The following is a 25,225-nucleotide window of genomic DNA, read 5'->3' as shown; positions in this document are numbered from 1 at the left end:
TCCTGTCGGCTATGGCAGACCTGCTCACTGACGAGGAGATCGCCGAACGGCTCCCGAGCGAGTGGTCCCGCGACGGCGACGAGATCGTCCGCGTCTTCGAGTTCGACGCGTACCTGGACGCCTCGGGCTTTCTGAGCGCCGCGGCCGGCCTCGCCGAGGACGCCTGGCACCACCCGGAGATGACCGTCCGCTGGGGCGAGGTCGAGGTGCGACTGACGACCCACGACGCCGGCGGCATCACCGAGAAGGACGTCGACCTGGCCGACCGACTGAACGGGATCTACGACTGACGTGGACGGCGCCGACACCATCGCCTCGCTACGGCCGACCGACCCGGCCGGCGCGAGCGCCCGCTACGTCTTCCGGATCGAGGTCCGCCTGCCGTCCACGGTCGAGGGGCTGTGGGCCGATCCCGACCGCTTCGAGACGACGCTGTACCGCACGGCTGATCCCCCGGGTACGGACGGCTGGCTGTTCTTCCGCGACATGCTCTGGCGCGGCGACCTGGCCGACGAGGTGCACTTCCGCCGCCTCGCGACGGACGAACTCGGCTGTCCGGTCGAGTCGGCGTCGTTCAGCGAACTGCGGACGGACGACGACTACCTGGCGGCGCTCCGGGACGAAATCGCGTCGGAACTGGACCGGTTCGACGCCGACACGGTCGACGCGGTCCTGCGGACGTACCTCGGGAGCTCGATTCACGTCCGATAGCCGTACGTCGCACCGATACGCGCGACGGCGCGGTCCCGTAGCGAGTGTCTACGGTTAATTATACACCGTACAACTGCGGGTAGGCACGGAAAGACTTTACCTGTGTGCCACATACTCACGTTTCCCTCATGACCACCGAATACGACTTCTGGCTGTTCGACCTCGACGGCACGCTCGTCGACATCGAGCCAGAGTACCCCCGAAAGGTGATGGGCGCCGTGGGCGACCGCCTCGGCGTCGAGTTCACCGACCGCGAGAGCGACGCGCTGTGGTACGGGTTCGGTGGGACACGATCCGAGTACCTGAAAGAGCGCGACATCGAACAGGCGGAGTTCTGGCGGCTGTTCCACGAGGAGGAAGACCCCGTCGCGCGCGCCGAGGCGACGTACCTCTACGACGACGCAGAGCGCTTTTTCGCCGAGCTCGACGCTCCCGCCGGCCTCGTCACGCACTGCCAGCAGTACCTCACCGAACCGGTGCTCGACCACCTCGACATCGCCGACTGGTTCGAGACGGTGATCTGCTGTGACGACGACATCGGCTGGAAGCCCGACCCGCGACCGGTCCAGACGGCGATGCGGGACATGAACGTCGCGCACAACGGGCACAGCGGCGTTCTCGCGGGTGACAATCCGAGTGACATCGGTGCGGCGTGGAACGCGGGACTCGACGGCGTCCACGTCAGCCGTCGGCCGGCGTCGGAGACCGGCCGCTGCGTCCGCGGCGACCGCCGGGTCTCGTCGCTGCTCGACCTCAGCTAGGGGACCTGGACGAAGTAGTTGGCCGAGAGGCCGTTGTACTCGACGGCGAGGCCGAAGAAGTCCTGCGTCCCGGCCCGGTCGAACGTGATGGAAACCGTCTCGGTCTGCTTGGACTCGATGACGATAGACTGGTCGACGGGCTCCCAGTTCCCGAAGCGGTAGAACTGATCGTCGTCGTCGTCGTTCAGTTTCCCCCAGTCGGCGGGATTCCCGCTGTTCGAGGAGTAAAACAGGAGCCTGACCTGCCGTATCTCCCGGTCGGTCGAGCCGTTGTTGTAGAAGTCGATCGACACGCCGTTGGGTCCCTGTCGCCGGACCGATTCGAGGCGCACGCTCTCGGCGAAGTAGGGATTGACCCCGGAGACGGAGTCGGTAGACTCGTCGTCGCCGCTCTGTTCGACGGGAATCGAGAACTGCGTCCGCTCCCAGCTCTGGACGGTGCTGTCGCCGTCGAAGTCCTGGCTGGCGGTGACGACGGCAGTCCCGGTGAACCCGCTCGCTGGAACGAACACCGCCGTGACCGCACCGCGCTCGTCGCTCGATTTCGTGAGCGAATCGGCGGTGGTTCCGTCGGCTTTACGGAAGGACCCGTCGGCCGACGTGAACGTCACGTCGCCCGTGGCGGGGTTGTTGAAGCGGTCGCGCACGTCGACGGTCACCGCCCGCGACTCGTCGGTGCGGATGCTCTCCCCGAAGGCCTCGTCGTCGGTGGTCAGGTAGTGCGGACCCAGCGCGCTCTCGTCGATCGAACCGCCGACGCCCACGCGGGCCATGCGGAGCTGATAGGTCCCCGGTTCGAGCGTCACCGTGAGCGTGTTGTGCGGAGTGCCCGGGGCTACGCTGATCGCGGACACGCGACCGCCGTTGGCCACGGTCTCGTCTTCGAGCAGGCCCCGCCACTGGTCCTCGGTCAGCGCCGTCGGGAGCGACACCGCGATGCCGCTGTCCGTGCCGTTCGTTATCGTCACTGACTGCGACGGGCCGGACAGCGGCGTCGTTTCGACCGCGATGGCGTTCGTGCTCGACGTCGCCAGTTGGCCGTCGAGGAACACTAACAGCAGTTGGTCGCCGTCGACGAAGCTCCCGGAGTCGACCGGGCGCACGGCCCCGTTGTCGAACGTGTTCACGAGCGTGTTGTGCTCGTAGACCGTGACGGGCGCGTTCCGGTACTCGTTGTAGTTCGGGCGATAGCGGAGGCGTCGCGTCTCGAAGGTCCGGTCGTCGCCGTTCCAGTAGGTCGACGCCGACGGCGCGACGGCGTTGGAGACGGTGACCGTCCCCGGCTCCGTCGTCGCTATCGAGCCCGCGCCGACGCCCGGGTTCACCAGGAAGAACCGCGAGGGATACCGCGTGGCCACCTCGACCTGCGTCGACGCGGGAACGTTCTCGGTCCCGGCCTGGAGGATGGCGCGGTCGACCGAGAGCATGTCCTGCTGGGCGCGCTGGTTGTGCTCGAACTCGATCTGCTGGTTCTGCGCCGGGACGGCGTTCACCTGAATCAGAACGAGCAGCGTCATGAGGAGCCCGAATAGCAGAATCGCACCGAGGACCTCGGAGACGCCGCGTCCGTCGTCTCGGAACGCACCGACCCGGCGCGAGGCGGTCCGTTCGGTCGTCGGTCGGTGCTGGGTGTGGGTGTGTATCGTTGGTGCCATGGTCGTTAGACGAGCGTGAACGCGAGCGTCGAGACGAGTATCAGGAGGATGCTGTACTTCAGGCCGCTGAGCGCCCGGTTGTCGACGAGCTTGCCGGCCAGCAGCCCGGAGCCGAACGCCTGGACGAGCGCCGAGTGGAAGAACAGCGTCTCGTAGGCGGCGACGGGGAGGTTCGAGATGCTGATCGGGGTCTCGGCGTCGGCCGGTGCCGCGGACTCCGACGCCGTGGCGATCGGTTCGAGGTAGCTCTGGGTCAGCAGCGCCACTACCAGCAGGTAGACGAGGAAGCCGATGACGACGACGGCGACGTAGGAGGTGAGTTCGCGCCGTCGCTGTTGCTCGATCTTGAAGCGGTTTCGGGTGTCGTCGGCAGCGATGCTCAGCACGCGGGCGAGGTCGCTGCTCGACCGCATTCCCTCCGCGATGAGCTTGATGGCCCGCGAGAGCTGCGGAACGCGCAGGCGGTCGGCGAACGACCGCAGGGCGCGCGTGGTGTCGTGGTTCCACTCGATGTCGTTGCGGACCTTGCGCAGTTCCGCTTCGATCGGCCCGCTCGACCACTTCGCGACGAGGCCCAGCGCTTCGGTCGTGGACACGCCCATCTTGTTCGCACTCGACAGCGCGTTCATCGTGTCGGGGAACTGCCGCGCGATGCGTCGCTCGCGCCGGCCCTTCCGCTCGACGAACAGCGACAGTGGAACGAGCACCGTCAGGAGCGGTATCACGACGAGCCAGACGGTCGCCCCGCGGGGGGACGCGAGGAACGCCTCGCGGCTCGGTTCGACGATGTCCAGGCTGACGACGAGCGCGAGCCAGCCGAGCGCGGCCGGAACGGTGAGTAGTAGCGTCAGCAGCGGCGATTTGGCGAATATCTCGAACGGCGTTTCGAGCGATTCGAGGAGGTACTGACGGCGACGCCGACGGCGGTAGCCGGTGTGAAGTGCGGCGACGTGCTCGGCGCTGTCGACCGGGACCTCCCGTTCGCGGCCGACGACACCGCGGAGCGTACGCTCCAGCCACTCGCCGGTCGCTGCGACGGCGTCGCGGACGACGAGCAGCATGAGGCGACCGACGCCGTCTGTGGTCACGTGTCGCTCCGTCTCGAGTTTCACGTCGGCCTGCGTGAAGGGGGACGACAGCATGTCCAGCAGCACCAGAAACGCCAGCATCGCGAGCGGCATCACGAGGTAGACGAGCGCGGTGACCTGCGTGAGCGTCTGCGCGCCGAGCAGGCTCATCACGATGAGAATCACGATGAGGAACAGCGGCGCGGCGACGAACAGCACCACGAACACCTCGCTGAGCAGGGAGAGCGTCTCGAGGAACGCCGTCTGCTCGTCGTGTGCCTCTTCGAGGTAAGTGTCGGTCTGGGCCTCGAAGAACACCGTCACGTCGCCGCCGGCGTCGAGGACGCTCAGCAGGTCGTCGAAGAACTGTTCGAGGGTGTCACTCGGCGTGAGGTTCCGGGCGTTCTGGAGGCCGGTGTAGAGGTCGTTTCCGAACAGTTCCACGTCGCGGACGACCGTCTGGAACTCGTTTGCGACCTCGCCGTAGGTGTCCTGGGACTCCCCGAGGACCTTGATGACCTCGACGGTGTCCATCCCGCCGTAGGACAGCGCGTACATGAACGTGATTGCGTGGGGCAGCGTCACGCTGATGCTCCGGCGGCGCGACCCGACGACCGAGCGGGGGTAGTAGTACCGCGCGTACCAGGTCGCGGCGGCGAACGCCGTCGCCAGGGCGACTGCGAGGAGCGCGCCGGAGAACAGCCCCCGGTTCTGCCCGAGGTAGACCGTCAGGTCGCCCCGGAACGACAGCGGGTTCGTCAGCGAGGCGATGACGCCCTGGTCGACGAGGACGAGCGTGAGGAACACGCCGATGAGGACGCCGAGCGCCCCCATCGAGATGGCGTACAGCGCGCTCTCGGCGAGGTAGGCGTCGTAGTTCTTCCCGAACCGGGCCTGGTTCAGCCAGCGCTGGAGGTCCCGGTACTTGTCAGGCCGGAGGCGGTAGTGACTCCGGAGGTAGCCGTACTGCTTGCGGAACTCGTCGCTGTCTTCGGGGCGCACCTCCGCGTCGAGGTGATTGACGCCGGTGTCTGCCTCCTCGGACCGCTGGACGCGGCGGGTGTAGTCGTCGGTCGCCATCACTCCTCCTCGATGAGGGTCCGGCGGTCGACCCCCATCGACTCGAGGTCCTCGACGTTCGGCCCGCGCTCGCGCAGGAACGCGGCGGTGAGCCTGCCGGACTCGACGCGCCGGAGCAACGATTCCGGGTCCTTGTCGAAGAGCTGAATCGCGGACGCGACCTCGACGTAGCCGGTGATGTCCTCGTCGGCCATGTACCGCAGGAGCCGGACCCGGTCGTCGATCTGGGCCTGGAGTTCCGTGTCGCTCCAGCCGCGGTCCGACGCGATCTCGGCGAGCAGCTTGGAGTCCGAGACCGCCTCGTGGGAGTCCGTGTTCGCGTCGCGCTTGAACACGTTCTTGGTCCGCACGTCGTCGCTGTCGTACTCCTGAGGCAGGACCTCCGCGACCGAGTGGTTCCGCCGGACGCGCCTGTCGCCGAGGTAGGTCTGTTGCTGGACGGAGATGATGTCCAGGTCCTGAAGCATCTGCACCGGGACGTTCAGCGGCGGGTTCTGCATCCGGGAGATGACCGTCTCGACGGAGTCGGCGTGGAACGTCGTGTACGCCGTGTGCCCGGTGGACATCGCCTGGAAGAAGGTGAGCGCGACGTTCTCGTCAGTCCGAATCTCCCCGACGAGGAGGTACTCCGGTCGCTGGCGGAGTGCGGCGTTGAGCAGGTTGTACATGCTGATCTCGCCGCGCCCTTCCGCGGTCAGCGGGCTCCGGGTGACGCTCTGGATCCAGTTTTCGTGTGGCAGGTCGATCTCGCGGGTGTCCTCGATGGAGACGATCTTGCTGGCCGGGGGGATGAAAAACGAGATGGCGTTCATGCTCGACGTCTTCCCGGACCCCGTGCCGCCCGCGAAGATCAGCGACTTGTTGTTCTGGATGGCGATCCAGTAGTAGGCCATCATCTCGGCGGAGAACGTGTTCCACCTGATCAGGTCGACCGGCGTGAAGGGGATGTCGGCGAACTTCCGGATGGTGAAGTTCGACCCGCGGGTGCTGATGTCGCCCCCGAGCGTGATCTGGACGCGCGACCCGTTCGGTAACGACGCGTCGACGAGCGGGTTCGAGACGGTGAGTTGCTTGCCGGCGCGCTGGGCCATCCGCGAGGTGAACGAGTCGAGCGCCTCGCGGTCGAACGTGACGTTCGACTTGACGTCCCGGTACTCCCGGTGGTAGACGAAGACGGGCACGTCCGACCCGTCACAGGAGATGTCCTCGACCGCGGGGTCCCGCATGACGGGGTCGATCGCGCCGTAGTCGATGAAGTCCCGGACGAGGTAGTACAGCAGCTTGTGGAGGCTCCCGTTCTCGACCGTCGCCGCGTTGTCGAGGATCATCTGCTCGGCCTCGTGCTCGAAGAGGTCGCGGCGCTCGCGCTCGCCGTCGAACTCCTTGTACATCAACTGGTTTCGGAGGAGTTCGACCATGTCTCGCCTGACGTACTGCTCGAAGCCGTTCATCACCGGCTCGACGCTGAGATACCGGTGTTCCATCTCCTCGTCGTCGTACACCACGGCGACGAGGGCGAACGGTTTTCTCACCCACCGGTACTCGACGAGGTCGTAGCTGTCGAGAAACGAGAAGTCGAAGAAGCGGGTCGCGATGAACTCGCCGGATGGGGGCTCCGCGAACGATTCGCCCTCGCCCGTGGCGAAGTGCTCGCTGACCTCGGCGAGGACGTCCGTGACGAACGGGTCCTCCCAGGGGACGATGGCCGATTCGTCCGGGGATTCGACGGCAGAGACTTCGATGTCGAGTACCTCGGAGAGCGGTTCGCCCGGCACCTCGTCGTCAGTCACTCGTCGGTCCGACACGCCCGCTTTCAGTGCCCCACGCCCGTTCGTCGATGCCGCGTCGTTCACTGCGTCAGTCCGCTCGTCAAAGTTTCCCTGTTCGGTGTTTTGATCCATGCTGTGTCCCTCAATGCCGGATCCGAGGTCGCCGTCAGGACGTGCGAACGAGTCGGGTTCCCAGTTCGAATCGTCCGACACTGGCCGGTCAGATAGCGAGCGTGCACGGGGTCGGTAGCACGTCCTTACTCGGCTACGACCCCGCACGGAGCGCTCTCTGCCGTCGGAGCCAACATCAACTGACCTCTAGAGGACGTCGGTAAGCTTCAAGCTATTGCCCGATATTCGGAGGTACGACGATCATACCGGTCGCACGGTGAAATCAGATCCCGCGACGCCTTCGCGACCGCCCGCTACGGGAATGCGTCCCAGTTCTCGACAGTGACGGTCGTTCCGGCCGCGGATCCGGTCGACCCGGACGGGACCGTCACCCACCCGTCCGCGCGAGTGACCGCGTCGAGGTCGCGGTCCGGAATCGGCGTCGCACCGTCGTCATCGACCGTCACCGGGACGAACGACCGGCGCGACGCGTCGGTCTCGATGCCCCGTGTGAGTTCGACGCGCCGCTCCGGGAACGGCGTCAGCGGCGCGTCCGCGAGCGCCTTCACCAGCGGCCGGAGCAACTGCGTCGCCCCGACGCGGACGCCGGCCGGGGCCTCCGGGAGTAACAGCACCGGTCGTCCCTCGACGACTGCGAGGCCGGTGTTCCCCCCGGGATCGACGGCGGTTCGGTCGACGAGTACGTCACCGAGGTCGGCGACCACTTCCCGGAGGCTATCGCCGGGCTCGGTCCCGGTGACGGCGATGGCGTCCCGGGTGAGGTCGCGCTGGACGGCCATGCGGAGCGCCGGCGGGTCGTCCGCGACGGGGTTCCGGTAGGTCACTTTCCCGCCCCAGCGGTCGACGTACTGCGCGAGCGTGAAGCCGGCCGTCTCGGTGCGGTCGCCGCCGGCCGCGTCGTCCAGTTCGTCGCCAGTCGGCACGAGGCCCACCTGCGGGCGCTGGCGAACGCGGAGTTCGTTGACCCCAGCGGCCTTCAACAGCCCAACGTCGGCGGGCCGGATCCGCCGGCCGGCCTGAAAGATGGTATCACCGACAACGACATCGGCCGTGTCGACGGACGTGGCGGCCGTGGCGTCCGCCGCGAGGACCCGCCCGACGGCGACCGAGAGCGGGATCCGGTCGGTCCGGTCGACGGGCGATGCGAGCGCGGCGATCTCCCGGCACACGGCCTCCAGCGAGTGCGATTCGGCGTCCGACGGCGAGGAGTCGACCATACGCACGCTAACGAGCGGCGGGGGAAAAGCGCCCCGAGAGGGAACTCGTCATCGAACCCAGCCCGGCGTGAAGCTGTCGGAGACGACCACCGCGAACGCTTTTGCTCGCCGGCGTTCGGTATCGTAACATGGTCCTCCCGCAGTTAGTCGGTCTCGTCATCCTCGCGGTCGGCGGGTACCTGCTCGTCGGCGGCGGCCGCGAACTCCGAACTGTCTTCCACGTCCTCCGCAACGACCCGGTCCCGATACGCGAACTGGACGGCTACACCGGTCCGGTCGAGATTACCGGCACGGCGGTCGCCGACGAGGACGCGGGCACGGTGACCTCGCCCTTCACCGGGAGCGAGTGCCTGGCCTACACCTACGAGGTCGAGGAGCTCCGGTCGTCCGGGAAGCACTCGAACTGGGAGACGCTGGACCAGGGACAGGCCGGCGTCGACTTCGTCGTCGACGACGGCAGCGACCGCGTGCGGGTGAACCCCGACGGGGCGGACGTGCGCTTCGAGTCTCACTCGGTGACGGTCCCGCCGGGCACGGAACTGCCTGACCGACTCGCCGAGTACGTCGAGCGGACGCCTGGCGTCGACGCGCAGGACGGGACGGTGAATCTGCTGGTGACCGAACTCAGCGTCGGCAACAGACAGCGCTTCACCGAGCGGCGCCTCGACGCGGGCGAGCAGGTGTACGTCTACGGCCTGGCGAGACGGGGACCGGCCACGGAGTGGGGAAGCAATCTCGTCGACGCCGTCGTCGGGGACGGCGACGGGACGCCGGTGTTCGTCATCTCGGACACCAGCGAGCGAGGGACCGCGTGGCGCGTCGCGCGCGGCGGGCTCTGGCGGGCGGCGCTCGGCGCGCTCGTCGCCGGCTTCGGACTGCTCTTCCTCCTGAGCGTCGCGTGGTAGTGACCGGGACCGTCGGGTTTACCACCGCGCAATCCCAACGAGCGCGTATGCCTGCCCTGCGTGAGGCGCTCCGGGATCTCCCCGACGCCGTGTTCGCGGACGTGCTCGAATCCGAGGACGCGTACCTGTTCGTGCTGGACCTGCCGGGCGTGACCGCGGAGTCTATCGACGCGACCGTCGAGGGCGGTCGGCTCCGAATCGAAGGGCAACGGACCAAGGACACGCCGGGCGAGTTCCGGTTCGTCCGGGAGGACCGCTCGGTGTTTCTCGACGTGGAACTCCCGCTCCCGCCCGACACGACCGGCCAGGGCGCCGAGGGGACGGTCGAAAACGGCGTCCTCGAACTCCGGCTGCCGAAGGCGACCGCAGCACCGAAAACGACGATCCCGATCGACGAGGACTGACACCGAGGTGCCCAGCCGGTGAACGTTCGCGCGTACTGGCGGTTCTTCGTCGTCGCTCGGCAGTTCCTGCCGCTGTTGGTCGCGTACGCCCGCGACCGAAAGCGGTTCTTCGTCGTCGGGTCGTCCCGGCGCGTCACCCCCGAACAGCGCCGCGAGCGCGCCCAGGACCTGCTCGACTCGCTGTTGACCCTCGGCCCGACGTTCATCAAGCTCGGGCAACTGCTGTCGACGCGGCCGGACATCCTCCCACCGGAGTACATCGAGGAGTTCTCGAAGCTCCAGGACCGCGTCCCGCCGGCCGACTGGGCGGACGCGAAGCGGGTCCTCGAGGACGAACTCGGGCCCGTCGACGAGCGCTTCGAGGAGTTCGACTCGGACGCGATCAGCGGCGCGTCGCTCGGACAGGTGTACCTCGCGGAGATCGACGGCGAGCGGGTCGCCGTGAAGATCCGCCGGCCGAACATCGAGGACCTCGTCGAGGCCGACCTGCGGGTGATTCGCTGGTCGCTGCCGCTGCTGATGTACTTCATCGACGAGTCGCGGTCGTTCTCGCTGGAGACGCTCGCCGACGAGTTCGCGAAGACCATCCGCGAGGAGATGGACTACCAGCGCGAGGCCCGGATGCTCACCGAGATCAGGGAGAACTTCCTCGACAACGACCGCATCTGCATCCCCAGCGTCGAGGAGTCACACTCGACGCGGCGCGTGCTGACGATGGAATACGTCCCCGGGACGAAGATCAACGACATCGACGACCTCGACGAGCGCGGCGTCGACCGCACCGAACTGGCGCGGACGCTCCAGCAGGCGTACCTCCAGATGATCATCGACGACGGCGTCTTCCACGCGGACCCGCACCCGGGCAACCTCGCGGTTCAGGACGACGGCACGCTCGTCTTCTACGACTTCGGGATGTCCGGGCGGGTCGACCCGTTCGTTCAGGACAAGATCGTCGAGTTCTACGCCGCCGTCGCCGATCAGGACATCGACGCCATCCTCGATGCGCTCATCGAGATGGGGACGCTCTCGCCGGAAGCCGACCGGCAGGTGATGGGCGACGTGATGGAACTCGCCATCGCCGACGCCCGCGGGGAGGACATCGAGCAGTACCGCGTCCAGCAGATCATCCAGCAGGTCGAGGACACCATCTACGAGTTCCCCCTCCGCCTCCCGTCGAACCTGGCGCTCGTCCTGCGCGTCGCCACCGTCGTCGAGGGCGTCTGCGTGACGCTCGACCCGGACTTCGACTTCATCGAGGTCGCGACCGACTACCTCCGGAGCGAGGGGTACATCGCGGAGGGAGCCCGGAACTACCTCGAAGACCGCGCCACCGAGGTCACCGACGCCACGCGGTCGGCGGTCCGCATCCCCCCGAAACTGGAGTCGGTCCTCGACCGGGTCGAGCGCGAGGACCTCACCGTCCGGGCCGACATCGAGGACTCGGACGGCCTGCTCGCGACGATGACCAAGCGGCTCATCCTCGGGATGTTGCTCGCGAGCACGCTGTTCTCGACGGTGTACCTCTACGCGCAGGCGACGCTCCCGGTCGTCGGCGTCGGCGTCGCGGGCGTCGCCGCACTGACCGCGGCGCTGTGGTGGTCGTTCCGGTCGAAAAAGAGCGTCCGGGCCAAGCCGCAGTTCACCCGACAGAGCATGCGCGAGCGAGAGCGCGAGAGCGCCACGCTCGACACGAGCTACGCCGAGGACGGCGAGGACGCCTACGGGAGCGACTGACGGGACGCCGCCGGCGCGGGAGTCAGGAGAGGTCGAACAGCTGTGCGGCCTGCTCCATGTCCTTGTCGCCGCGCCCCGAGAGGTTGACGAGGATAGTCTCGTGGTCGCCCTCCGCGGCCAGTTGCTTCGCCAGCGCGAGCCCGTGGCTCGTCTCCAGTGCGGGGATGATCCCCTCGGCCTCGCTGAGTTCGCGGAACGCCTCCAGCGCGTCGTCGTCGGTGACGCCGCGGTACTCCGCGCGGCCGACCTCGCGGAACATGGCGTGTTCCGGGCCGACGCCGGGGTAGTCGAGGCCGGCCGAGACGGAGTGGACCTCCACGTCGTCGTCGATGACGCGGGTCTTCATCCCGTGGAGCACGTCGTCGTCGCCGGCGGCCAGCGGCGCGGCGTGGCGGTCCGAGTCGGCTCCCTCGCCGCCGCCTTCGGCGCCGTAAAACGCCACGTCGTCGTCGCGGAACGCGTGGAACAGCCCCATCGCGTTGCTTCCGCCCCCGACGCAGGCGACCGCGGCGTCGGGCAGGTCGCCGGTCCGCTCTTGAAACTGTTCGCGGGCCTCGCGGCCGATGACGCTCTGGAAATCTCGGACCATCCGGGGGAACGGGTCCGGCCCGACGACCGAGCCGACGAGGTAGTGGGTGTCGTCGACGTTCTCGGCGAAGTCTTCGAGCGCGGCGTCGACGGCGTCGGCGAGGCCTTCGCCCCCGCGTGTAACCTCGTTGACCTCGGCCCCCATCAGGCGCATCCTGAAGACGTTCATCTGCTGGCGCTCGACGTCCTTCTTGCCCATGTAGATCTCCGTGTCGAGGCCGAGGAGCGCGCCGGCCATCGCCGTCGCCGTCCCGTGCTGGCCCGCGCCGGTCTCCGCGATGAGTCTCGTCCGGCCGGCCTTCTTGGCGAGCAGGGCCTGTCCGAGCGTGTTGTTGATCTTGTGGGCCCCGCCGTGGAGGAGGTCCTCGCGCTTGAGGTAGACCTCCGCGCCCCAGCGCTCGCTCAGGTTCGCTGCGTGGAACAGCGGCGTCGGACGCCCGGCGAAGTCTTCGAGTAGCGACCGGAGCTCAGCCCGGAACGCCTCGTCGTCTTTGTGTTCGTCGTACGCGGTCGCTAGCTGTTCGAGCGGTTCTTCCAGTGGCTCCGGGACGTACCGGCCGCCGTAGCCGTCGAAGTCTCCGTCCGTCATACGCTCGCTGTGAACGGCTCCGATAATAGATGTGTCTACTGCTGTCCGACGACTCAAACGCGTTTTTGAGCGTGCCGTACGCATTAGGGGACGGGAGTCGAGGCGTCACGTATGTCGAGCCGAGCAGTCGCCGACTGTCCGTCGGTCGCTGGTGGCGGTTCGCGGACGGTGAGCGGCGATGCGTGAGCGGTGGGCACTGGTCGTCGCGTCACTGGCCGTGTTCGCCCTCATCGCGGGGATCGGTTCGCTGGCGACGACGCCGACTGACGGCGCGGGCGCGTCGCCGGCGACCTCCGACCGATCGACCGCCGACGGGGCGTCGAACGGCCGGTTCGCGACACTCCACGCGGCCGGCGTCACCGGCGAGAACGTCTCCGTCGGCGTCGTCGACCCGACCGGATTCGACGTGCGCCGCGGCGGGCTACGAGCCCACGTCGCCGAGACACGCGCGTTCGGACCCCGAGCGCTCCGCGCCGGCGACGACGACCACGGGACGGCCGCGGCGCGAGTGCTCGCCCGGACCGCCCCGGACGCCGACCTCTACCTCGCGCGCGTCGACGGCGTCGACAGCTACCGGCGCGCGGTCGACTGGCTCCTCGCCGAGGGGGTCGACGTGGTCGTCGCCCCGGTCGCGTTCTACGGCCAGCCCGGCGACGGGACCGGCGCGGTCGCCAGGGCGACGACGCGGGCCGCGAACGAGGGAGTGGTGTTCGTCGCGCCGACGGGGAACCTCGCCGACTCCCACTGGTCGGGGCGCTACGACGCCGAGACCGCGGCGAACGGAACAGTGTTGTTCGCGAACGACAGCCGGCGGAACTTCGTGCGCGGAGACACCGAGATGACCGTCTGGCTCTCGTGGGACCGGGACGGCCGCGACGAGGACTACACCGCCGAACTGTACCGGACTAACGGCACCGTCTCGCGGCTCGTCGCCCGCTCGCAGCCGTACCGCGCCGACGCGGTCCCGAACGAGCGCATCGTGGCCGACGTGGAACCCGGGAGCTACTACCTCGTCGTTCGCGGGCCGGCCGAGCCGACCGGGACGCGGGTGCGGCTGGTGTCGCCGACGCACGAGTTCCAGCACGCGGTCGCCGATGGGAGCGTCGTCGCCCCGGGGACCGCCCGCGGCGCGGTCACCGTCGGGGCCTACAACAGCCGCGTCGATCGGGTCGAACCGTACAGTTCGCGCGGGCCGACGGCCGACGGGCGGGTGGGCGTCGACCTCGTCGCACCCGACCGGCGCTTCGCCGACGCGTCGGCGTCCGGGTTCGTCGGCTCCTCGGCGGCGGCGCCGTACGTCGGCGGGGTCGCCGCGCTGTTGCTGGACGCGGAGCCGTCGCTGTCCCCGCGTCGCGCCGCGCTCTTGCTCGAACTCACCGCCCGCGACGTGGGCCGACCGGGAATCGACACTGCGACCGGTCATGGCGAGGTGACACCGGTCCGCGCCGTCAGGGCCGCGACCAACGAGACGGCGACTTAAATCTCGTTTTGAGTCTGCGACAGGGTTTTGCAGTCGGCCGCGGCAGCCGTGAGTGACGACGAGCTATGTCTGGCCTCATCGAGTCCCTGCAAGATCGCTCGGCGACCGCGGACGAAGACCCACGCGTGCTCGACGTGGCGGAGACGGAGACGGACGCCGTGCTCGACGCGCTCGCCTCGGACACCGGTCGCTCGCTGTTTCGGACCCTCTTCGACCAGCCGGGAACCGCCTCGGAGATCGCCGAGCGCTGTGACACGTCCGTTCAGAACGCCCACTACCACCTCTCGAACCTCGAATCGGCGGACCTCGTCGAACCGATCGATACGATCTACTCCGAGAAGGGCAACGAGATGACGGTGTACGGCCCGGCCAACGACCCCATCGTACTGGTCGGCGACCGCGACCTGGGCCCGCGGGTCAGGCAGTCGCTGACCGACGCGCTCGCGGGTCTCGGCCTCCTGGGCGTCGCCAGCCTGTTCGTCCAGTGGGGGGCTGAACGGCTGGCCGCGTCCGCCCGGGGCACGAGCGTCCTCGCGCCAGCCAGCCCGAACGCGGGCCCGGTCCGGCCGACCGGGACGCTCGCGCACCTCGTCTTCGAGGTGGTCGAGCCTGGCGTGCTCTTCTTCTGTGGCTGTCTCGCGATACTCGGACTGGTCGCGCTGGCGACGGACGCGTAAAAATCGGGGGTCGACCGGGAACCGTCGGGCGCTCAGCCGCGAATCGCTCGCAGGACGACGGCGATGCCGGCGATGCCGAGGACGCCGCCGAACGCGAGCGCGCCAGTGCCGGCGCCGAGCACACTCCGCTGTCCGATCGGGTCATCGTCGCCCGTCACGGAGGCGGTCGTCGACTCGCCCGACAGCGATGATGTCTCGTTCAGGTCGGTGACGACGAGCGTCCCGATCTCGTCTGGTTCGCCGTCGATCTCCGACCCGCGGTACAGCGTGAGGTCGTAGTTCCCGGGGTCGAGTCGGCCGTCGAGCGCGACCTCCGACCCGGGCTGGACCGAGACAGCGTCGGCGTCCGACGCCGTCGAGAGCGTCGCGCCCTCGCGGCCGGCCGAGGTCGCGTCGAACCGAACGACGACGCGGCCGTCGCCGTCGCCGTCGCGAACGGTCGCGTTGATCTCGTAGTTGGAGTCGGGGCTGCCGATGGAGAGCGACGCGGCGTCCGCGTCGGCCAGCACGACCGGGAGTTCGGCGGTCGCGCTCTGTCCGGTCCGGACGACCGCCCGCTCGAACCCGAACTCCCCGTTCTGTTCGACGACGTACTCTCCGTCGGTAGCGTCGCCGGCTTCGATCTGGAGGGTACCCGTGGTGTCCGGCCGCTCGCTGGTATCCGTCCCGTCGAACAGTCGGAACTCGTAGGCCGCAGGGTCGAGCGGCGACGAGAGGTCCGGTTCCTGACGAGTGACCGTGACAGAGTCGCCGTCGTCGGCCGCCGTGAGCGTCGCGCCGTCGGTCCCGGCGTTCGTCGTGTTGAACAGGACCAGCACCTCGCCGTCGCCGTCCCCGTCGGTGACGGTGGCGTTGACGAGGTAGTTGACGTCGGGGCCGCCGACGGAGAGCGTTCTCGTCTCATCGCCGTCCGTCGGGACGGGTATCTCGGCGGTCTCGCCCTGCTCGACCGTGACGACGGTCGGGTCGCTCGCGGTCTCTGAGGGCGTCGGCGTCTCCGGGATCGGGTCGGTACAGTCGTCTTCGCACGCGCGGACCGTCACGGTCCGGTTGGTCAGTTCGGTCCCGTCGGCGTGGACGGCGAGTTCGTAACTCGTGTTCGCCGGGACCGACGAGAGATCGAGCACGGCGACGAATGTGCCGTCGTCCTGTACCTCGCCGTGCGACTGATAGAGGAACGGGGACTCGGGGTCGTTCGACTGTATCCTGACCGTGACTTCCGTTCCCGACTCGATGGTGGTCTCCCCAGTGACCACCTGCTGCTGGGCGGCGACGAGCGGGAAGCTATCGCCGTCGAACGAGGTCTGCTGGTCGGCGGCGGCCGGGAGCGTTCCGACGGCGGCGGCCCCGAGGACGAGGGCAACGAGCGCGACCGACCGTCTGCTCACGGCACCACCCCCACTGAACGCGGGAGCGGTCGGTGTCTGTGCGGCGATACCCACGGCAGAACCGCGGATGGAGGGCACTTCGCTGGCATGCAATCGAACGTTCGCTTCGGGGCCAAAAACGCGCTCCGGTAACTTAAACGCAGTTTGAAACCGGGGACGCCTGTCGCCCTCGCCACGGGTCCGTGCGTCCGCGGTGACCGTGGCAGACCCTCAATTCTCGGGCCACTACGGGTCCCGAGCCGTATGCTTCCCCGGTCCTGACGTGAATACATCCGGAACGTTCAGTATTCAGTGTCCTATATGAGGGGATATGAATGCAGTGGCCAGCGACGACGTGGTGGGGCCACCGGTCCCGTCGTCTCCTTCCGACGACGCGGTGACCGGCGGGTCGCGTGGGGAGGCGAAGCGATGACGACCTCGCCGGCGACGAACAGCGTGGTGTTGATCACCGTCGACTCGCTGCGAGCGGACGCGCTGGGCGGGCCGGACAGCCCGTCCCCGGTGCTCGACTCTCTCGCCGACGACGGCGTCGTGTTCGAGAACGCCGTCGCACAGGGGAACTGGACGCCGTTCTCGTTCCCGAGCATCCACGGCTCCAGGCCGGTGTTCGCGGAGAGCGACGACATCGGCCTGGCGTCGACGCCGACGCTCGCGGAGCGGCTGTCCGAAGCGGGAATCGAGACGGCAGGGTTCAACGCCGCGAACGGATTCCTCACGGATCACTGGGGCTACGACCGGGGATTCGACGAGTTCGAGCCGTTCGTCGAGAGCGGCGGCTACAGCAAGTACCTCGCCGCCCACCCGACCGTGCAGGCGTGGGTGCAACTCGGCGCGTCACCGTTCAAGCGGGCCGCGACCGTCCTCCGCGGCGGGTCCGACGAGCGCCCCTTCGCCGACGTGTCGCGGATGGGGGACCTCGAAGAGCGCGCGACGACGTTCCTCGAAGGGACGGACGGCCCGTTCTTCCTGTGGGTCCACTACATGGACACGCACACGCCATACGTCCCCGCGCCGCGACACATCCGCGAGGTGTCGGACAACCACTTCGGCGTCCTGCGGATGCTGGGGTCACACATTCGGACCGGCCTCGGCTGGGAGGTCGACGAGCGCACGCTGGAGACGCTGCGCACGCTGTACGAGGCGACGGTCCGGCAGGTCGACGCCAGCGTCGGCCGCCTGCTGGAGACGCTCGACGCCGAGGGCCACGCCGACGACACGGCCGTCGTTGTCGCCGGCGACCACGGCGAGGAGTTCCTCGATCACGGCCACCTCGCGCACTACCCGAAGCTGTACCGCGAACTCGTCGACGTGCCCTACATCGTCTCGACACCCGAGGGTGAGCGCCAGCGGGTCGAGACGCCCGTCGGCCTCGATACGATTCCATCGACCGTCTGTGACCTGCTGTCGCTCTCCCCCGCGGAGGAGTGGGAGGGCGAGTCCGTCGCGCCGGCCGTCCGCGGCGAGACAATCGAGGACCGCGGCCCGATCGTCTCCGCGGCCGTCCGGGGCGAGAGCGTGACCAGCCAGCCGATCCCGCGGAGTCGGACCGACGGCGAACTCCTCCTGAGCGCGCGCGACGAGCGCTACACCTACATCGAGTTCACCGAGTCGGGCCGGCGCGAGCTGTACGACCGGGCGAACGACCCCGCGGAGCAGGAGGACCTCTGTGCTGACGCGACCGACGCGGACCCGCCCGAGACGGTGCTCGACCGGCTCTCGACGGCCGTTTCGGAACATCTCGACGCACTGGACGCCGAGAGCGGCCCGAGCGACACGAACGCCGAAACGTCCGAGGAGATAACAGCACGGTTAAAGGCGCTCGGTTATCAGTAGCGTCGTATGGCGTCAGCTGTCGTCACGCCGGCACGGCGACAGCAACTCGTTCGGTTTTTCCTCGTCGGCCTGCTGGCCGCGCTCGTCCAGACCGCGCTGCTGTGGCTCTTCGTCGCGCTCGCCGAGCTTCACTACCTCGTCGCCGGGGCCATCGCCATCGAGATCACGATCCTCCTCCAGTACGTGCTCAACAACGCCTGGACGTTCCACCGCTCGGCTCACTCGACACTCAGGGAGTACCTCGTCGGGATGGGCAAGACCAATCTCGTCCGCGTCTCGGCGCTCCTGATACAGCTCGGCATCCTCTACGTCTTCGTCACGTCGGGGGCCGTGGCGTACGTCCTCGCCAGCAGCGGGACGGCCACCACCTGGCAGAGCTCGGAGATCCTGCTCGCGAACGCGGGGGCAATCGCCCTGACCGGGGTCTACCGCTACGCCCTCGACGCCTACTGGACGTGGGGCTAAACGGTCGGGACGGGGACCTCGTCGAGGACGGTGCGTATCACGGCCCGCTTGTCGACCTGTTCGACGCGGGCGTCCGGCGTCAGGACGAGTCGGTGGGCCAGCGCCGGCTGGGCCACGCGCTTGATATCGTCGGGGGCCACGTATTCCCGGCCGGCGATGGCGGCCATCGCGCGGGCGGCCTCGAACAGCCGCTGGGTTCCCCGTGGTGAGACGCCGACATCCACTCGGTGATCCTCGCGCGTCGCACGCACGAGGTCGGCCATGTACTGTAGCAGGTCGTCGTCGACGGTGATCGACTCCGGGACGGCCCGGAGCGCCTGTACCGACTCTTCGTCAAGCACCGACTCCACGGTCGGGCTCTGGGTCGTCCGCCCGGCCCGACGCCGGAGGAGTTCGACCTCGCCCTCGTCGTCCGGGTAGCCCAGCGAGGTCTTCGCGAGGAACCGGTCGACCTGGGCCTCGGGGAGTTCGAACGTCCCCTCCATGTCGACGGGGTTCTGCGTCGCGATGACGAAGAAGGGCGTCGGCAGGTCGTACGTGTCGCCGTCGACGGTGACCTGCCCCTCCTCCATCGCCTCCAGGAGCGCGGACTGGGTCTTCGGCGGCGCGCGGTTGATCTCGTCGGCCAGCACGACGTTCGCGAACACCGGGCCCTCGGTGAACTCGAAGTCGCGCGACTGTTCGTTGAAGACGTGCGTCCCGGTAATGTCGGCCGGGAGCAGGTCCGGCGTGAACTGGATGCGCGAGAACGACAACCCGAGCGCGGTCGCCACGCTGCGGGCCGTCAGCGTCTTGCCCGTTCCGGGAACGTCCTCCAGCAGGACGTGTCCCTTCCCGACGACGCCCAGCAGCACCGTCTCGAAGAAACCCCTGTCGGCGACGACTGCGCTGCCGATCTCGTCGAGCACACGACTCGACACCTCGCTTGCCTCGGTAGCGTCCATAACCTGTCATGTCCCGGGCCCGGTAAATGCGTATCGAGAGGCTCGGTCGCCGATTACGGCCCCGCGTAGCCCTTCGGGAAGACGCCGACAGCGCCGACCGCGGTGTCGGCCCTTATACGACCCCGAGGGGCGGGAAAACCGAACAATGAACCCTTATATGCGAGTACTTCTAACCGGCAGACGATAGGAGATACCGGAATGAGTAATCCATGGATCGCCATCGGCGCGCTCGCGGTCGTGGCAGTTGCCATCCCGATCAGTATGATGGCAGTTTCGAGCCTCTTGCGGCCCAGCGTGCCGGAACAAGGTAAACGCGCCACCTACGAGTCCGGCGAAGTGCCGACAGGCAGCAGCCAGCAGATCAAGTTCAATATCCAGTACTACATGGTCGCGCTGCTGTTCGTCGTCTTCGACATCGAGACCGTCCTCATCTTCCCGTGGACGGTCATCTATCGCGACGCCGTCGCCGAAGTCGGGATGACGAAAGTGCTCCTGCCGATGGTCGTATTCATCGGTGTGCTCGTCGTCGGACTGGGGTGGGCCTGGCGAAACGGCGCAGTCCAGTGGGTGCGCAGTCCGCGCGCCACGAAGGGGGCAGACACGTATGAGTAGTGACCAGACACCACCGGCCGTCGAAGACGTATCGACACAGGAGGCCCGCATGGGTGACGGGGCCGACGACCGCTTCAACTCGACGCTGCGCGAAGCGTTCGGGTCGACGCCGTTCATCCTGACCAAGTTCGACAAGTTCATGAACTGGGTCCGGGGCTCCTCGATGTTCATGCTGCAGTTCGGGATCGCCTGTTGCAGCATCGAGATGATCCACACCTACGCGATCAAACACGACCTCGACCGCTTCGGCGCTGGGGTTCCGCGCGCCTCCCCGCGCCAGGCCGACGTGATCATCGTCCCGGGGACTATCGTCTCGAAGTTCGCCCCGCGGATGAAGCGGGTCTACGACCAGATGCCCGAGCCCAAGTTCGTCGTCTCGATGGGGTCGTGTACCATCTCCGGGGGCCCGTTCCAGGAGGGGTACAACGTCATCAAGGGCGCGGAGGAGGTCATCCCGGTTGACATCCACGTCCCGGGCTGCCCGCCGCGCCCGGAAGCGCTGATCTACGGCGTCGCCAAGCTCCAGGAGCGCGTCGCCAACGGCGAGTCCTCGCCGGTGACGGTCAAGCCCTACGAACTGGAGCAGTTCGGCGATCTCGAACAGGACGAGCTCGTGGACAAGCTCGCGAGCGAGATCGACGAGGACGACCTCGTGATGCGGTACAACTGGAACGATTCCCCCTGATCCATGAGTCTAGAGAAACCAACACGCGACACGGAACTCGACGTGGGCGCGACGGAGGACGGGCTGGACTACGACGCGCTCGCGGACCTGCTCGGCGGACACGTCCTCGACCGCGAGGAACACGTCAACGCCGAAGGGTTCGTCATCCGCCCGGACGAAGTGCAGGACGTCCTCTCGACGCTGCGACAGGAGGCCGGTTTCGACCACCTGAGCTGCGTCACGGCACAGGAGTACGACGACCGCTACGAGTCGATCTACCACCTGCGCAAGTACGCCGATCCCACGCAGGAACTGTCGGTGGTCGTCCCCTCGCCGAAGGATGATCCGCACAACCAGTCGGCCGCGCGCGTCTTCGACACCGCCGACTGGCACGAGCGAGAGGCGTACGATCTGGTCGGCATCAACTACGACGACCACCCTGACCTTCGGCGTATCCTCCTGCCCGAGACGTGGCAGGGACACCCGCTGAGCCAGGACTACAACCAGGACCAGCCACAGATCGTCCCGCTCCGGGAGAACGCCAACCCGCTGCAGGACGACCACCGCAGCGAGGACGACCCGGACACGATGTTCGTCAACATCGGTCCCCACCACCCGGCGACCCACGGCGTCCTCCACGTCGAGACGGTGCTGGACGGCGAGCAGATCGCCAGCCTCGAGCCGGACATCGGCTACCTGCACCGCTGTGAGGAGCAGATGTGCCAGCAGGGCACGTACCGCCACCAGATCATGCCCTACCCCGACCGGTGGGACTACATCTCGGCCGGCATCCTCAACGAATGGGCCTACGCGCGCGCCGCCGAGGACCTCGCGGACATCGAGGTCCCGGAGTACGCCCAGATCATCCGGACGATGTCCGCCGAGATGTGCCGGATCGCCGCGCACATGCTCGCGCTGGCGACGTTCGCGCTGGACGTGTTCGGCGACTTCACCGCCGTTTTCCAGTACGGCATCCGCGACCGCGAGATCGTCCAGAACCTGCTTGAGGACCTGACTGGCCAGCGCCTGATGTTCAACTACCTCCGGCTGGGCGGAGTCGCCTGGGACCTCCCGGAGCCCCGCGAGGAGTACTTCGAGAAGGTCCGGGACTTCCTCGACGGGCTCCCGCACAAGCTCGAAGAGTACCACGACCTCGTCACCGGAAACGAGGTCTTCCAGATGCGGTGTGTCGACACCGGCGTCCTCTCGCCGGACCAGGTCAAGCAGTACGGCGCGACCGGCCCGGTCGCCCGCGGTTCGGGCGTCGACTACGACCTCCGCCGGGACGACCCCTACGGCTACTACGACGAACTCGACTGGAACGTCGTCACGGAACAGGGCGGCGACAACTTCTCGCGCGTCCTGGTGCGCATGCGCGAGGTCGAGGAGTCCGCCCGGATCATCTCCCAGTGTGTCGACCTGCTGGAAGACTGGCCCGAGGACGACCGCGAGATCCAGGCCAACGTGCCGCGGACGCTCCGTCCCGACCCCGACAAGGAGATCTACCGCGCGGTCGAGGCCGCAAAGGGCGAACTCGGCATCTACATCCGCTCGGACGGGACCGACAAGCCCGCCCGCTTCAAGATCCGCAGCCCGTGCTTCTCGAACCTGCAGACGCTGCCGGAGATGTCCCAGGGCGAGTACATCCCTGACATGATCGCGTCGCTCGGCAGCCTCGACATCGTGCTCGGGGAGGTGGACCGCTGATGCAGTCGGCTCCGCTGCCGGAGACGCTCGCGAACCTCCTGGGGCTCGACCCCAACAGCACGCCGGTGATGATCGTGATGAGCCTGATCGGTGCGGCGCTGATCGGGACGCTCATGATGACGAACACGGCCCTGGCCGGTCCGTGGGCCAAGCGGAAGATCACCGCCGCGTTCACCGACCGCATCGCGGTCAACCGAATCGGCCCGTTCGGTCTGTTCATCATCGTGGCCGACGCCGTCCGTCTGCTCTCGAAGGAGCTCATCGTTCCCGAGGGCGTCGACCGGCCGGCGTGGGACCTCGCGCCGCTGGTCATCGCGAGCACCGCCCTGCTCGGGTTCGCCGTGATCCCGATGGGCAACGGTATCCAGCTCGCCGACCCCGAGGTCGGCCTGGCCTACGTGTTCGCGACGGCCTCGATGGCCTCCGTCGGCCTCGTGATGGCCGGCTACGCGTCGAACAACAAGTACTCGTTCCTCGGCGGCCTGCGCGCCGTCGCACAGAACCTCGCCTACGAGATCCCGCTCATCCTGACCGGCGCGTCGGTCGTCATCTTCGCCGGCTCGCTCCAGATGAGCGAGATCGTCGCGGCCCAGCAGCAGTCGCTGATCGGGCCGCTGCCCTCGTGGTACGCCTTCGTGAACCCCTTCGCGTTCGTGCTGTTTCTCATCGCGAACCTCGCGGAGGTCGGCCGCAACCCCTTCGACATCCCGGAAGCGCCGACCGAGATCGTCGCCGGGTACCAGACCGAGTACTCCTCGGTGTACTTCGTGCTCGTCTACCTCGGTGAGTTCATCCACATCTTCCTCGGCGGCGCGATCATCGCCACCATCTTCCTCGGCGGCCCGGCCGGTCCGGTCCTGCCGGGAATCGTGTGGTTCATGATCAAGATCTGGGGCGTCTTCCTGTTCACGCAGTGGGCCCGCTCGGCGGTCCCCCGCGTTCGGATCGACCAGCTCATCGAGATCGGCTGGAAGGGTATGCTGGTGCTCTCGCTGGCGAATCTGCTGCTGACCGCGGTCATCGTCGGGGTGATCGCCTGATGTCCCGCACGCGAGCGATCGGAGGTGACCTGTCATGATCGGAATTCTGAAATCCATGGCGACGACGATGAAACACGCCCTCGACGGGGAGACGTTCACGGTGGAGTACCCGGACGTGGCCCCCGAGGTGAGTCCCCGCTTCCGCGGCGTCCACAAGTGGAGCCAGGAGCGGTGTATCTGGTGTCGGCAGTGCGAGAACGTCTGTCCGAACAACACGATCCAGATCGTGATGGACGAGCAGCGAAACGGCGAGCAGTACAACCTCCACATCGGCCAGTGTATCTACTGCCGACTGTGCGAGGAGGTCTGCCCCACCGACGCCATCCTGCTGACCCAGAACTTCGAGTTCACCGCGGACACGAAAGACGAGTTCGCCTACGACAAGGAGCAACTCAAGAACGTGCCGTGGTACAAGGACATCGACCCGCTCGAGTCCCGCGAACCGGACCGGGGCGCGTGGATCGGCGAGGGCGACGGCGAAGTGGACTATCAGTAACTGCGCGGCGTTTTCTCCCACGGCTCGGTTCCGTGATCCAGTCGTTTGACGACTCCCCAGCGTGTGCTGTCTCTGGTGCCCAGTGTGCTCTGTAATCAGTCGTGATCTGCGCGGGCCGCCGAGAGTTGGCAAATAAAACTGACGGTGTCGAACCCCGCTCGCGCCCCGAATCCGTCGGAACCAGTTCGACGATCCGACAGATCTGCGATTCGTCTGACAGACGGCCCACGAACGAGCGGACATACCGGCAAACAGTGGCTCTACTGGCGAGACGAAAGAGGAATCTTCAAAGGGCCGCCGGCAAGAGTCTCCAAGTAAGATGGCACTGTACGAGTCAATCGCGTTCGCGCTGTTCGCTCTGGTGACAGTGGGCAGCGCGGCGGGCGTCGTGTTAGTCCGGGACGTCTGGCACTCGGCGCTGTTACTGGGCGTGTCACTGGTCAGCGTCGCAGTGTTCTACGTGATGAACCAGGCGGCGTTCGTCGCAACGATGCAGATCCTGGTGTACGTCGGCGGCGTCCTCGTCCTCATCACCTTCGCGGTGATGCTGACCCGCGAGGACGAGTCGGTGATCGAGGTGACACCATGACCAACAAACCCGAACTGCACACGGAGGGGAGTTTCGTCGCTGGACTGGCCGCGATCGCCCTGTTCCTCGTCCTCGGTGCCGTGTTCATGGGCGTCTCGTTTCCGACGCCCGTGGGCTTCGGCGAGGGCGCGGCGATAACCAAGAGCCTCGGGGCGGCGATGTTCGACATCGCGCCGAGCGCGATCATGGGCGAGGGCGAATCGGCCGTCCCCAGCGAGGGCTTCCTCGTCGCGTTCGAGATCATCGACGTGGTCCTCGTGGCGGCGCTCGTCGGGGCCGTGATGCTCGCGCGCCGCGAAGACGCCGGCGAGATCGTCTCGCTCGCGTTCGGCTCGACCGAGAGCGACCAGCAGACCGTCGCCGCCGACGGCGGCGAGCCGGCCCCGTCCGAGGAGACTGGGGGTGACGACACGTGATCCCCGCAGAGACCTACCTGCTGCTCTCGGCGGCGGTGTTCTGTATCGGACTGTTCGGCATCCTCACCCGGCGGAACGCGCTCATCTTCCTGATGTCCGTCGAGCTGATGCTGAACGCCGCGAACATCAACTTCGTCGCGTTCTCGCTCCAGCACGGGAACCTCACCGGTCAGGTGTTCGCGCTGTTTGGGATGGCGCTGGCCGCCGCGGAGGTCGCTATCGGTATCGGCATCATCCTGGTCCTGTACCGCAACTTCACCGACGTGGACGTGACGAAGGCGACGACGATGAGGTGGTAACAG

At 67.5% G+C, this 25,225-nt stretch carries 25 protein-coding genes; 18 read left to right on the top strand and 7 right to left on the bottom strand.

Going from position 1 to position 25,225, the window contains the following annotated elements:
• Window positions 1–11: 11 nt before the first annotated feature.
• The 3 genes from ACOZ4I_RS11445 (at window position 12) to ACOZ4I_RS11435 (ending at window position 1,472) form a co-directional block, all read left to right on the top strand.
• The gene (locus ACOZ4I_RS11445) at window positions 12–290 is read left to right on the top strand and encodes a 4a-hydroxytetrahydrobiopterin dehydratase (protein WP_423999621.1); all 279 of its coding nucleotides are present in this window, start codon (window positions 12–14) and stop codon (window positions 288–290) included.
• 1 nt (window position 291) lies between these two features.
• Window positions 292–711, top strand: coding sequence for an LWR-salt protein (gene lwrS, locus ACOZ4I_RS11440; protein WP_423999619.1), 420 nt, complete (start codon window positions 292–294; stop codon window positions 709–711).
• A gap of 128 nt (window positions 712–839) precedes the next feature.
• Window positions 840–1,472, top strand: coding sequence for an HAD family hydrolase (locus tag ACOZ4I_RS11435; RefSeq protein WP_423999617.1), 633 nt, complete (start codon window positions 840–842; stop codon window positions 1,470–1,472).
• Here the strand turns inward: ACOZ4I_RS11435 and ACOZ4I_RS11430 are convergent.
• The 4 genes from ACOZ4I_RS11430 to ACOZ4I_RS11415 all read right to left on the bottom strand — a co-directional run bounded on the left by ACOZ4I_RS11430 (window position 1,469) and on the right by ACOZ4I_RS11415 (window position 8,392).
• Window positions 1,469–3,127, bottom strand: a complete 1,659-nt coding sequence (locus ACOZ4I_RS11430) for a hypothetical protein (protein ID WP_423999615.1) — start codon at window positions 3,125–3,127, stop codon at window positions 1,469–1,471. The two genes, ACOZ4I_RS11435 and ACOZ4I_RS11430, sit on opposite strands and share 4 nt — an antisense overlap.
• Window positions 3,128–3,132: 5 nt before the next feature.
• A complete protein-coding gene (locus tag ACOZ4I_RS11425) occupies window positions 3,133–5,274 on the bottom strand; it encodes a type II secretion system F family protein (protein WP_423999613.1) in 2,142 nt (713 codons plus the stop codon).
• A complete protein-coding gene (locus ACOZ4I_RS11420) occupies window positions 5,274–7,064 on the bottom strand; it encodes a type II/IV secretion system ATPase subunit (protein ID WP_423999611.1) in 1,791 nt (596 codons plus the stop codon). Before ACOZ4I_RS11420 ends, ACOZ4I_RS11425 begins: the two co-directional genes overlap by 1 nt.
• A 404-nt stretch (window positions 7,065–7,468) precedes the next feature.
• A complete protein-coding gene (locus tag ACOZ4I_RS11415; protein ID WP_423999609.1) occupies window positions 7,469–8,392 on the bottom strand; it encodes a molybdopterin-binding protein in 924 nt (307 codons plus the stop codon).
• Window positions 8,393–8,520: 128 nt separating this feature from the next.
• Here ACOZ4I_RS11415 and ACOZ4I_RS11410 point away from each other — a divergent pair, with 128 nt between their 5' ends.
• From ACOZ4I_RS11410 to ACOZ4I_RS11400, 3 genes are read left to right on the top strand one after another with little or no spacing between them, the layout of a single operon-like run.
• Window positions 8,521–9,297, top strand: a complete 777-nt coding sequence (locus ACOZ4I_RS11410) for a GIDE domain-containing protein (protein WP_423999607.1) — start codon at window positions 8,521–8,523, stop codon at window positions 9,295–9,297.
• 47 nt (window positions 9,298–9,344) lie between these two features.
• On the top strand, window positions 9,345–9,701 hold the full coding sequence (locus ACOZ4I_RS11405) for an Hsp20/alpha crystallin family protein (protein WP_423999605.1): 357 nt from the start codon (window positions 9,345–9,347) through the stop codon (window positions 9,699–9,701).
• An 18-nt stretch (window positions 9,702–9,719) separates the two neighbouring features.
• On the top strand, window positions 9,720–11,435 hold the full coding sequence (locus ACOZ4I_RS11400) for an ABC1 kinase family protein (RefSeq protein ID WP_423999603.1): 1,716 nt from the start codon (window positions 9,720–9,722) through the stop codon (window positions 11,433–11,435).
• Between the two features lie 22 nt (window positions 11,436–11,457).
• Here ACOZ4I_RS11400 and trpB read toward each other — a convergent pair whose 3' ends face one another.
• Entirely contained in the window at window positions 11,458–12,612 is a 1,155-nt protein-coding gene (gene trpB / locus ACOZ4I_RS11395; RefSeq protein WP_423999601.1) for a tryptophan synthase subunit beta, read from the bottom strand.
• A gap of 178 nt (window positions 12,613–12,790) precedes the next feature.
• Between trpB and ACOZ4I_RS11390 the strand changes: the two genes are divergently transcribed.
• Both ACOZ4I_RS11390 and ACOZ4I_RS11385 read left to right on the top strand, forming a co-directional pair.
• Entirely contained in the window at window positions 12,791–14,092 is a 1,302-nt protein-coding gene (locus ACOZ4I_RS11390) for a S8 family serine peptidase (RefSeq protein WP_423999599.1), read from the top strand.
• Between the two features lie 65 nt (window positions 14,093–14,157).
• Complete coding sequence (locus ACOZ4I_RS11385; protein WP_423999597.1) at window positions 14,158–14,769, top strand: ArsR/SmtB family transcription factor; 612 nt, start codon at window positions 14,158–14,160, stop codon at window positions 14,767–14,769.
• A gap of 32 nt (window positions 14,770–14,801) precedes the next feature.
• Here the strand turns inward: ACOZ4I_RS11385 and ACOZ4I_RS11380 are convergent, their stop codons facing one another.
• The gene (locus ACOZ4I_RS11380; RefSeq protein WP_423999595.1) at window positions 14,802–16,157 is read right to left on the bottom strand and encodes a BGTF surface domain-containing protein; all 1,356 of its coding nucleotides are present in this window, start codon (window positions 16,155–16,157) and stop codon (window positions 14,802–14,804) included.
• 408 nt (window positions 16,158–16,565) lie between these two features.
• On the opposite strand from ACOZ4I_RS11380, the gene ACOZ4I_RS11375 reads away from it, so the two are divergent.
• Together ACOZ4I_RS11375 and ACOZ4I_RS11370 are read left to right on the top strand one after the other, a co-directional pair.
• The gene (locus tag ACOZ4I_RS11375) at window positions 16,566–17,990 is read left to right on the top strand and encodes a sulfatase (protein WP_423999593.1); all 1,425 of its coding nucleotides are present in this window, start codon (window positions 16,566–16,568) and stop codon (window positions 17,988–17,990) included.
• A gap of 6 nt (window positions 17,991–17,996) precedes the next feature.
• Complete coding sequence (locus tag ACOZ4I_RS11370; RefSeq protein WP_423999591.1) at window positions 17,997–18,455, top strand: GtrA family protein; 459 nt, start codon at window positions 17,997–17,999, stop codon at window positions 18,453–18,455.
• Here ACOZ4I_RS11370 and ACOZ4I_RS11365 read toward each other — a convergent pair.
• On the bottom strand, window positions 18,452–19,399 hold the full coding sequence (locus ACOZ4I_RS11365) for an AAA family ATPase (RefSeq protein ID WP_423999589.1): 948 nt from the start codon (window positions 19,397–19,399) through the stop codon (window positions 18,452–18,454). The two genes, ACOZ4I_RS11370 and ACOZ4I_RS11365, sit on opposite strands and share 4 nt — an antisense overlap.
• Window positions 19,400–19,597: 198 nt before the next feature.
• Between ACOZ4I_RS11365 and ACOZ4I_RS11360 the strand changes: the two genes are divergently transcribed.
• The 8 genes from ACOZ4I_RS11360 to nuoK all read left to right on the top strand — a co-directional run bounded on the left by ACOZ4I_RS11360 (window position 19,598) and on the right by nuoK (window position 25,222).
• Complete coding sequence (locus tag ACOZ4I_RS11360; RefSeq protein WP_423999587.1) at window positions 19,598–20,011, top strand: NADH-quinone oxidoreductase subunit A; 414 nt, start codon at window positions 19,598–19,600, stop codon at window positions 20,009–20,011.
• Complete coding sequence (locus ACOZ4I_RS11355) at window positions 20,004–20,696, top strand: NADH-quinone oxidoreductase subunit B (protein WP_162412900.1); 693 nt, start codon at window positions 20,004–20,006, stop codon at window positions 20,694–20,696. The genes ACOZ4I_RS11360 and ACOZ4I_RS11355 overlap by 8 nt, the downstream gene beginning before the upstream one ends.
• 3 nt (window positions 20,697–20,699) lie before the next feature.
• The gene (locus tag ACOZ4I_RS11350) at window positions 20,700–22,382 is read left to right on the top strand and encodes an NADH-quinone oxidoreductase subunit D (protein WP_423999585.1); all 1,683 of its coding nucleotides are present in this window, start codon (window positions 20,700–20,702) and stop codon (window positions 22,380–22,382) included.
• Complete coding sequence (locus tag ACOZ4I_RS11345; protein WP_423999583.1) at window positions 22,382–23,422, top strand: complex I subunit 1/NuoH family protein; 1,041 nt, start codon at window positions 22,382–22,384, stop codon at window positions 23,420–23,422. The genes ACOZ4I_RS11350 and ACOZ4I_RS11345 overlap by 1 nt, the downstream gene beginning before the upstream one ends.
• A 34-nt stretch (window positions 23,423–23,456) precedes the next feature.
• Window positions 23,457–23,918, top strand: coding sequence for a NuoI/complex I 23 kDa subunit family protein (locus tag ACOZ4I_RS11340; protein WP_004518194.1), 462 nt, complete (start codon window positions 23,457–23,459; stop codon window positions 23,916–23,918).
• Between the two features lie 319 nt (window positions 23,919–24,237).
• Window positions 24,238–24,507 carry an NADH-quinone oxidoreductase subunit J gene (locus tag ACOZ4I_RS11335; RefSeq protein ID WP_423999579.1) on the top strand — a complete coding sequence of 90 codons (270 nt, stop codon included), beginning with the start codon at window positions 24,238–24,240 and terminating at the stop codon, window positions 24,505–24,507.
• Window positions 24,504–24,923 carry an NADH-quinone oxidoreductase subunit J gene (locus ACOZ4I_RS11330; RefSeq protein ID WP_423999577.1) on the top strand — a complete coding sequence of 140 codons (420 nt, stop codon included), beginning with the start codon at window positions 24,504–24,506 and terminating at the stop codon, window positions 24,921–24,923. The genes ACOZ4I_RS11335 and ACOZ4I_RS11330 overlap by 4 nt, the downstream gene beginning before the upstream one ends.
• The gene (gene nuoK, locus ACOZ4I_RS11325) at window positions 24,920–25,222 is read left to right on the top strand and encodes an NADH-quinone oxidoreductase subunit NuoK (protein ID WP_162412905.1); all 303 of its coding nucleotides are present in this window, start codon (window positions 24,920–24,922) and stop codon (window positions 25,220–25,222) included. Before ACOZ4I_RS11330 ends, nuoK begins: the two co-directional genes overlap by 4 nt.
• The last annotated feature ends 3 nt before the right edge of the window (window positions 25,223–25,225 follow it).

It is taken from the genome of Haloarcula salina, assembly GCF_049603855.1.
GTDB classification, from domain to species: domain Archaea; phylum Halobacteriota; class Halobacteria; order Halobacteriales; family Haloarculaceae; genus Haloarcula; species Haloarcula salina_A.
Note: the sequence above shows the minus strand (reverse complement) of the source record. Positions and strands in the feature narration are given on the sequence as shown.

Bases quoted from the DNA above. Each gene is read 5' to 3' on its own strand.
- ACOZ4I_RS11415 (WP_423999609.1), bottom strand. From the start codon at position 8,392: ATGGTCGACTCCTCGCCGTCGGACGCCGAATCGCACTCGCTGGAGGCC.
- ACOZ4I_RS11365 (WP_423999589.1), bottom strand. From the start codon at position 19,399: ATGGACGCTACCGAGGCAAGCGAGGTGTCGAGTCGTGTGCTCGACGAG.
- ACOZ4I_RS11445 (WP_423999621.1), top strand. From the start codon at position 12: ATGGCAGACCTGCTCACTGACGAGGAGATCGCCGAACGGCTCCCGAGC.
- ACOZ4I_RS11410 (WP_423999607.1), top strand. From the start codon at position 8,521: ATGGTCCTCCCGCAGTTAGTCGGTCTCGTCATCCTCGCGGTCGGCGGG.
- ACOZ4I_RS11385 (WP_423999597.1), top strand. From the start codon at position 14,158: ATGTCTGGCCTCATCGAGTCCCTGCAAGATCGCTCGGCGACCGCGGAC.
- ACOZ4I_RS11355 (WP_162412900.1), top strand. From the start codon at position 20,004: ATGAGTAGTGACCAGACACCACCGGCCGTCGAAGACGTATCGACACAG.
- ACOZ4I_RS11425 (WP_423999613.1), bottom strand. From the start codon at position 5,274: ATGGCGACCGACGACTACACCCGCCGCGTCCAGCGGTCCGAGGAGGCA.
- ACOZ4I_RS11435 (WP_423999617.1), top strand. From the start codon at position 840: ATGACCACCGAATACGACTTCTGGCTGTTCGACCTCGACGGCACGCTC.
- ACOZ4I_RS11370 (WP_423999591.1), top strand. From the start codon at position 17,997: ATGGCGTCAGCTGTCGTCACGCCGGCACGGCGACAGCAACTCGTTCGG.
- ACOZ4I_RS11340 (WP_004518194.1), top strand. From the start codon at position 23,457: ATGATCGGAATTCTGAAATCCATGGCGACGACGATGAAACACGCCCTC.
- ACOZ4I_RS11350 (WP_423999585.1), top strand. From the start codon at position 20,700: ATGAGTCTAGAGAAACCAACACGCGACACGGAACTCGACGTGGGCGCG.
- ACOZ4I_RS11330 (WP_423999577.1), top strand. From the start codon at position 24,504: ATGACCAACAAACCCGAACTGCACACGGAGGGGAGTTTCGTCGCTGGA.
- ACOZ4I_RS11345 (WP_423999583.1), top strand. From the start codon at position 22,382: ATGCAGTCGGCTCCGCTGCCGGAGACGCTCGCGAACCTCCTGGGGCTC.
- ACOZ4I_RS11430 (WP_423999615.1), bottom strand. From the start codon at position 3,127: ATGGCACCAACGATACACACCCACACCCAGCACCGACCGACGACCGAA.
- ACOZ4I_RS11390 (WP_423999599.1), top strand. From the start codon at position 12,791: ATGCGTGAGCGGTGGGCACTGGTCGTCGCGTCACTGGCCGTGTTCGCC.
- trpB (WP_423999601.1), bottom strand. From the start codon at position 12,612: ATGACGGACGGAGACTTCGACGGCTACGGCGGCCGGTACGTCCCGGAG.
- ACOZ4I_RS11360 (WP_423999587.1), top strand. From the start codon at position 19,598: ATGAGTAATCCATGGATCGCCATCGGCGCGCTCGCGGTCGTGGCAGTT.
- ACOZ4I_RS11335 (WP_423999579.1), top strand. From the start codon at position 24,238: ATGGCACTGTACGAGTCAATCGCGTTCGCGCTGTTCGCTCTGGTGACA.
- ACOZ4I_RS11405 (WP_423999605.1), top strand. From the start codon at position 9,345: ATGCCTGCCCTGCGTGAGGCGCTCCGGGATCTCCCCGACGCCGTGTTC.
- ACOZ4I_RS11375 (WP_423999593.1), top strand. From the start codon at position 16,566: ATGACGACCTCGCCGGCGACGAACAGCGTGGTGTTGATCACCGTCGAC.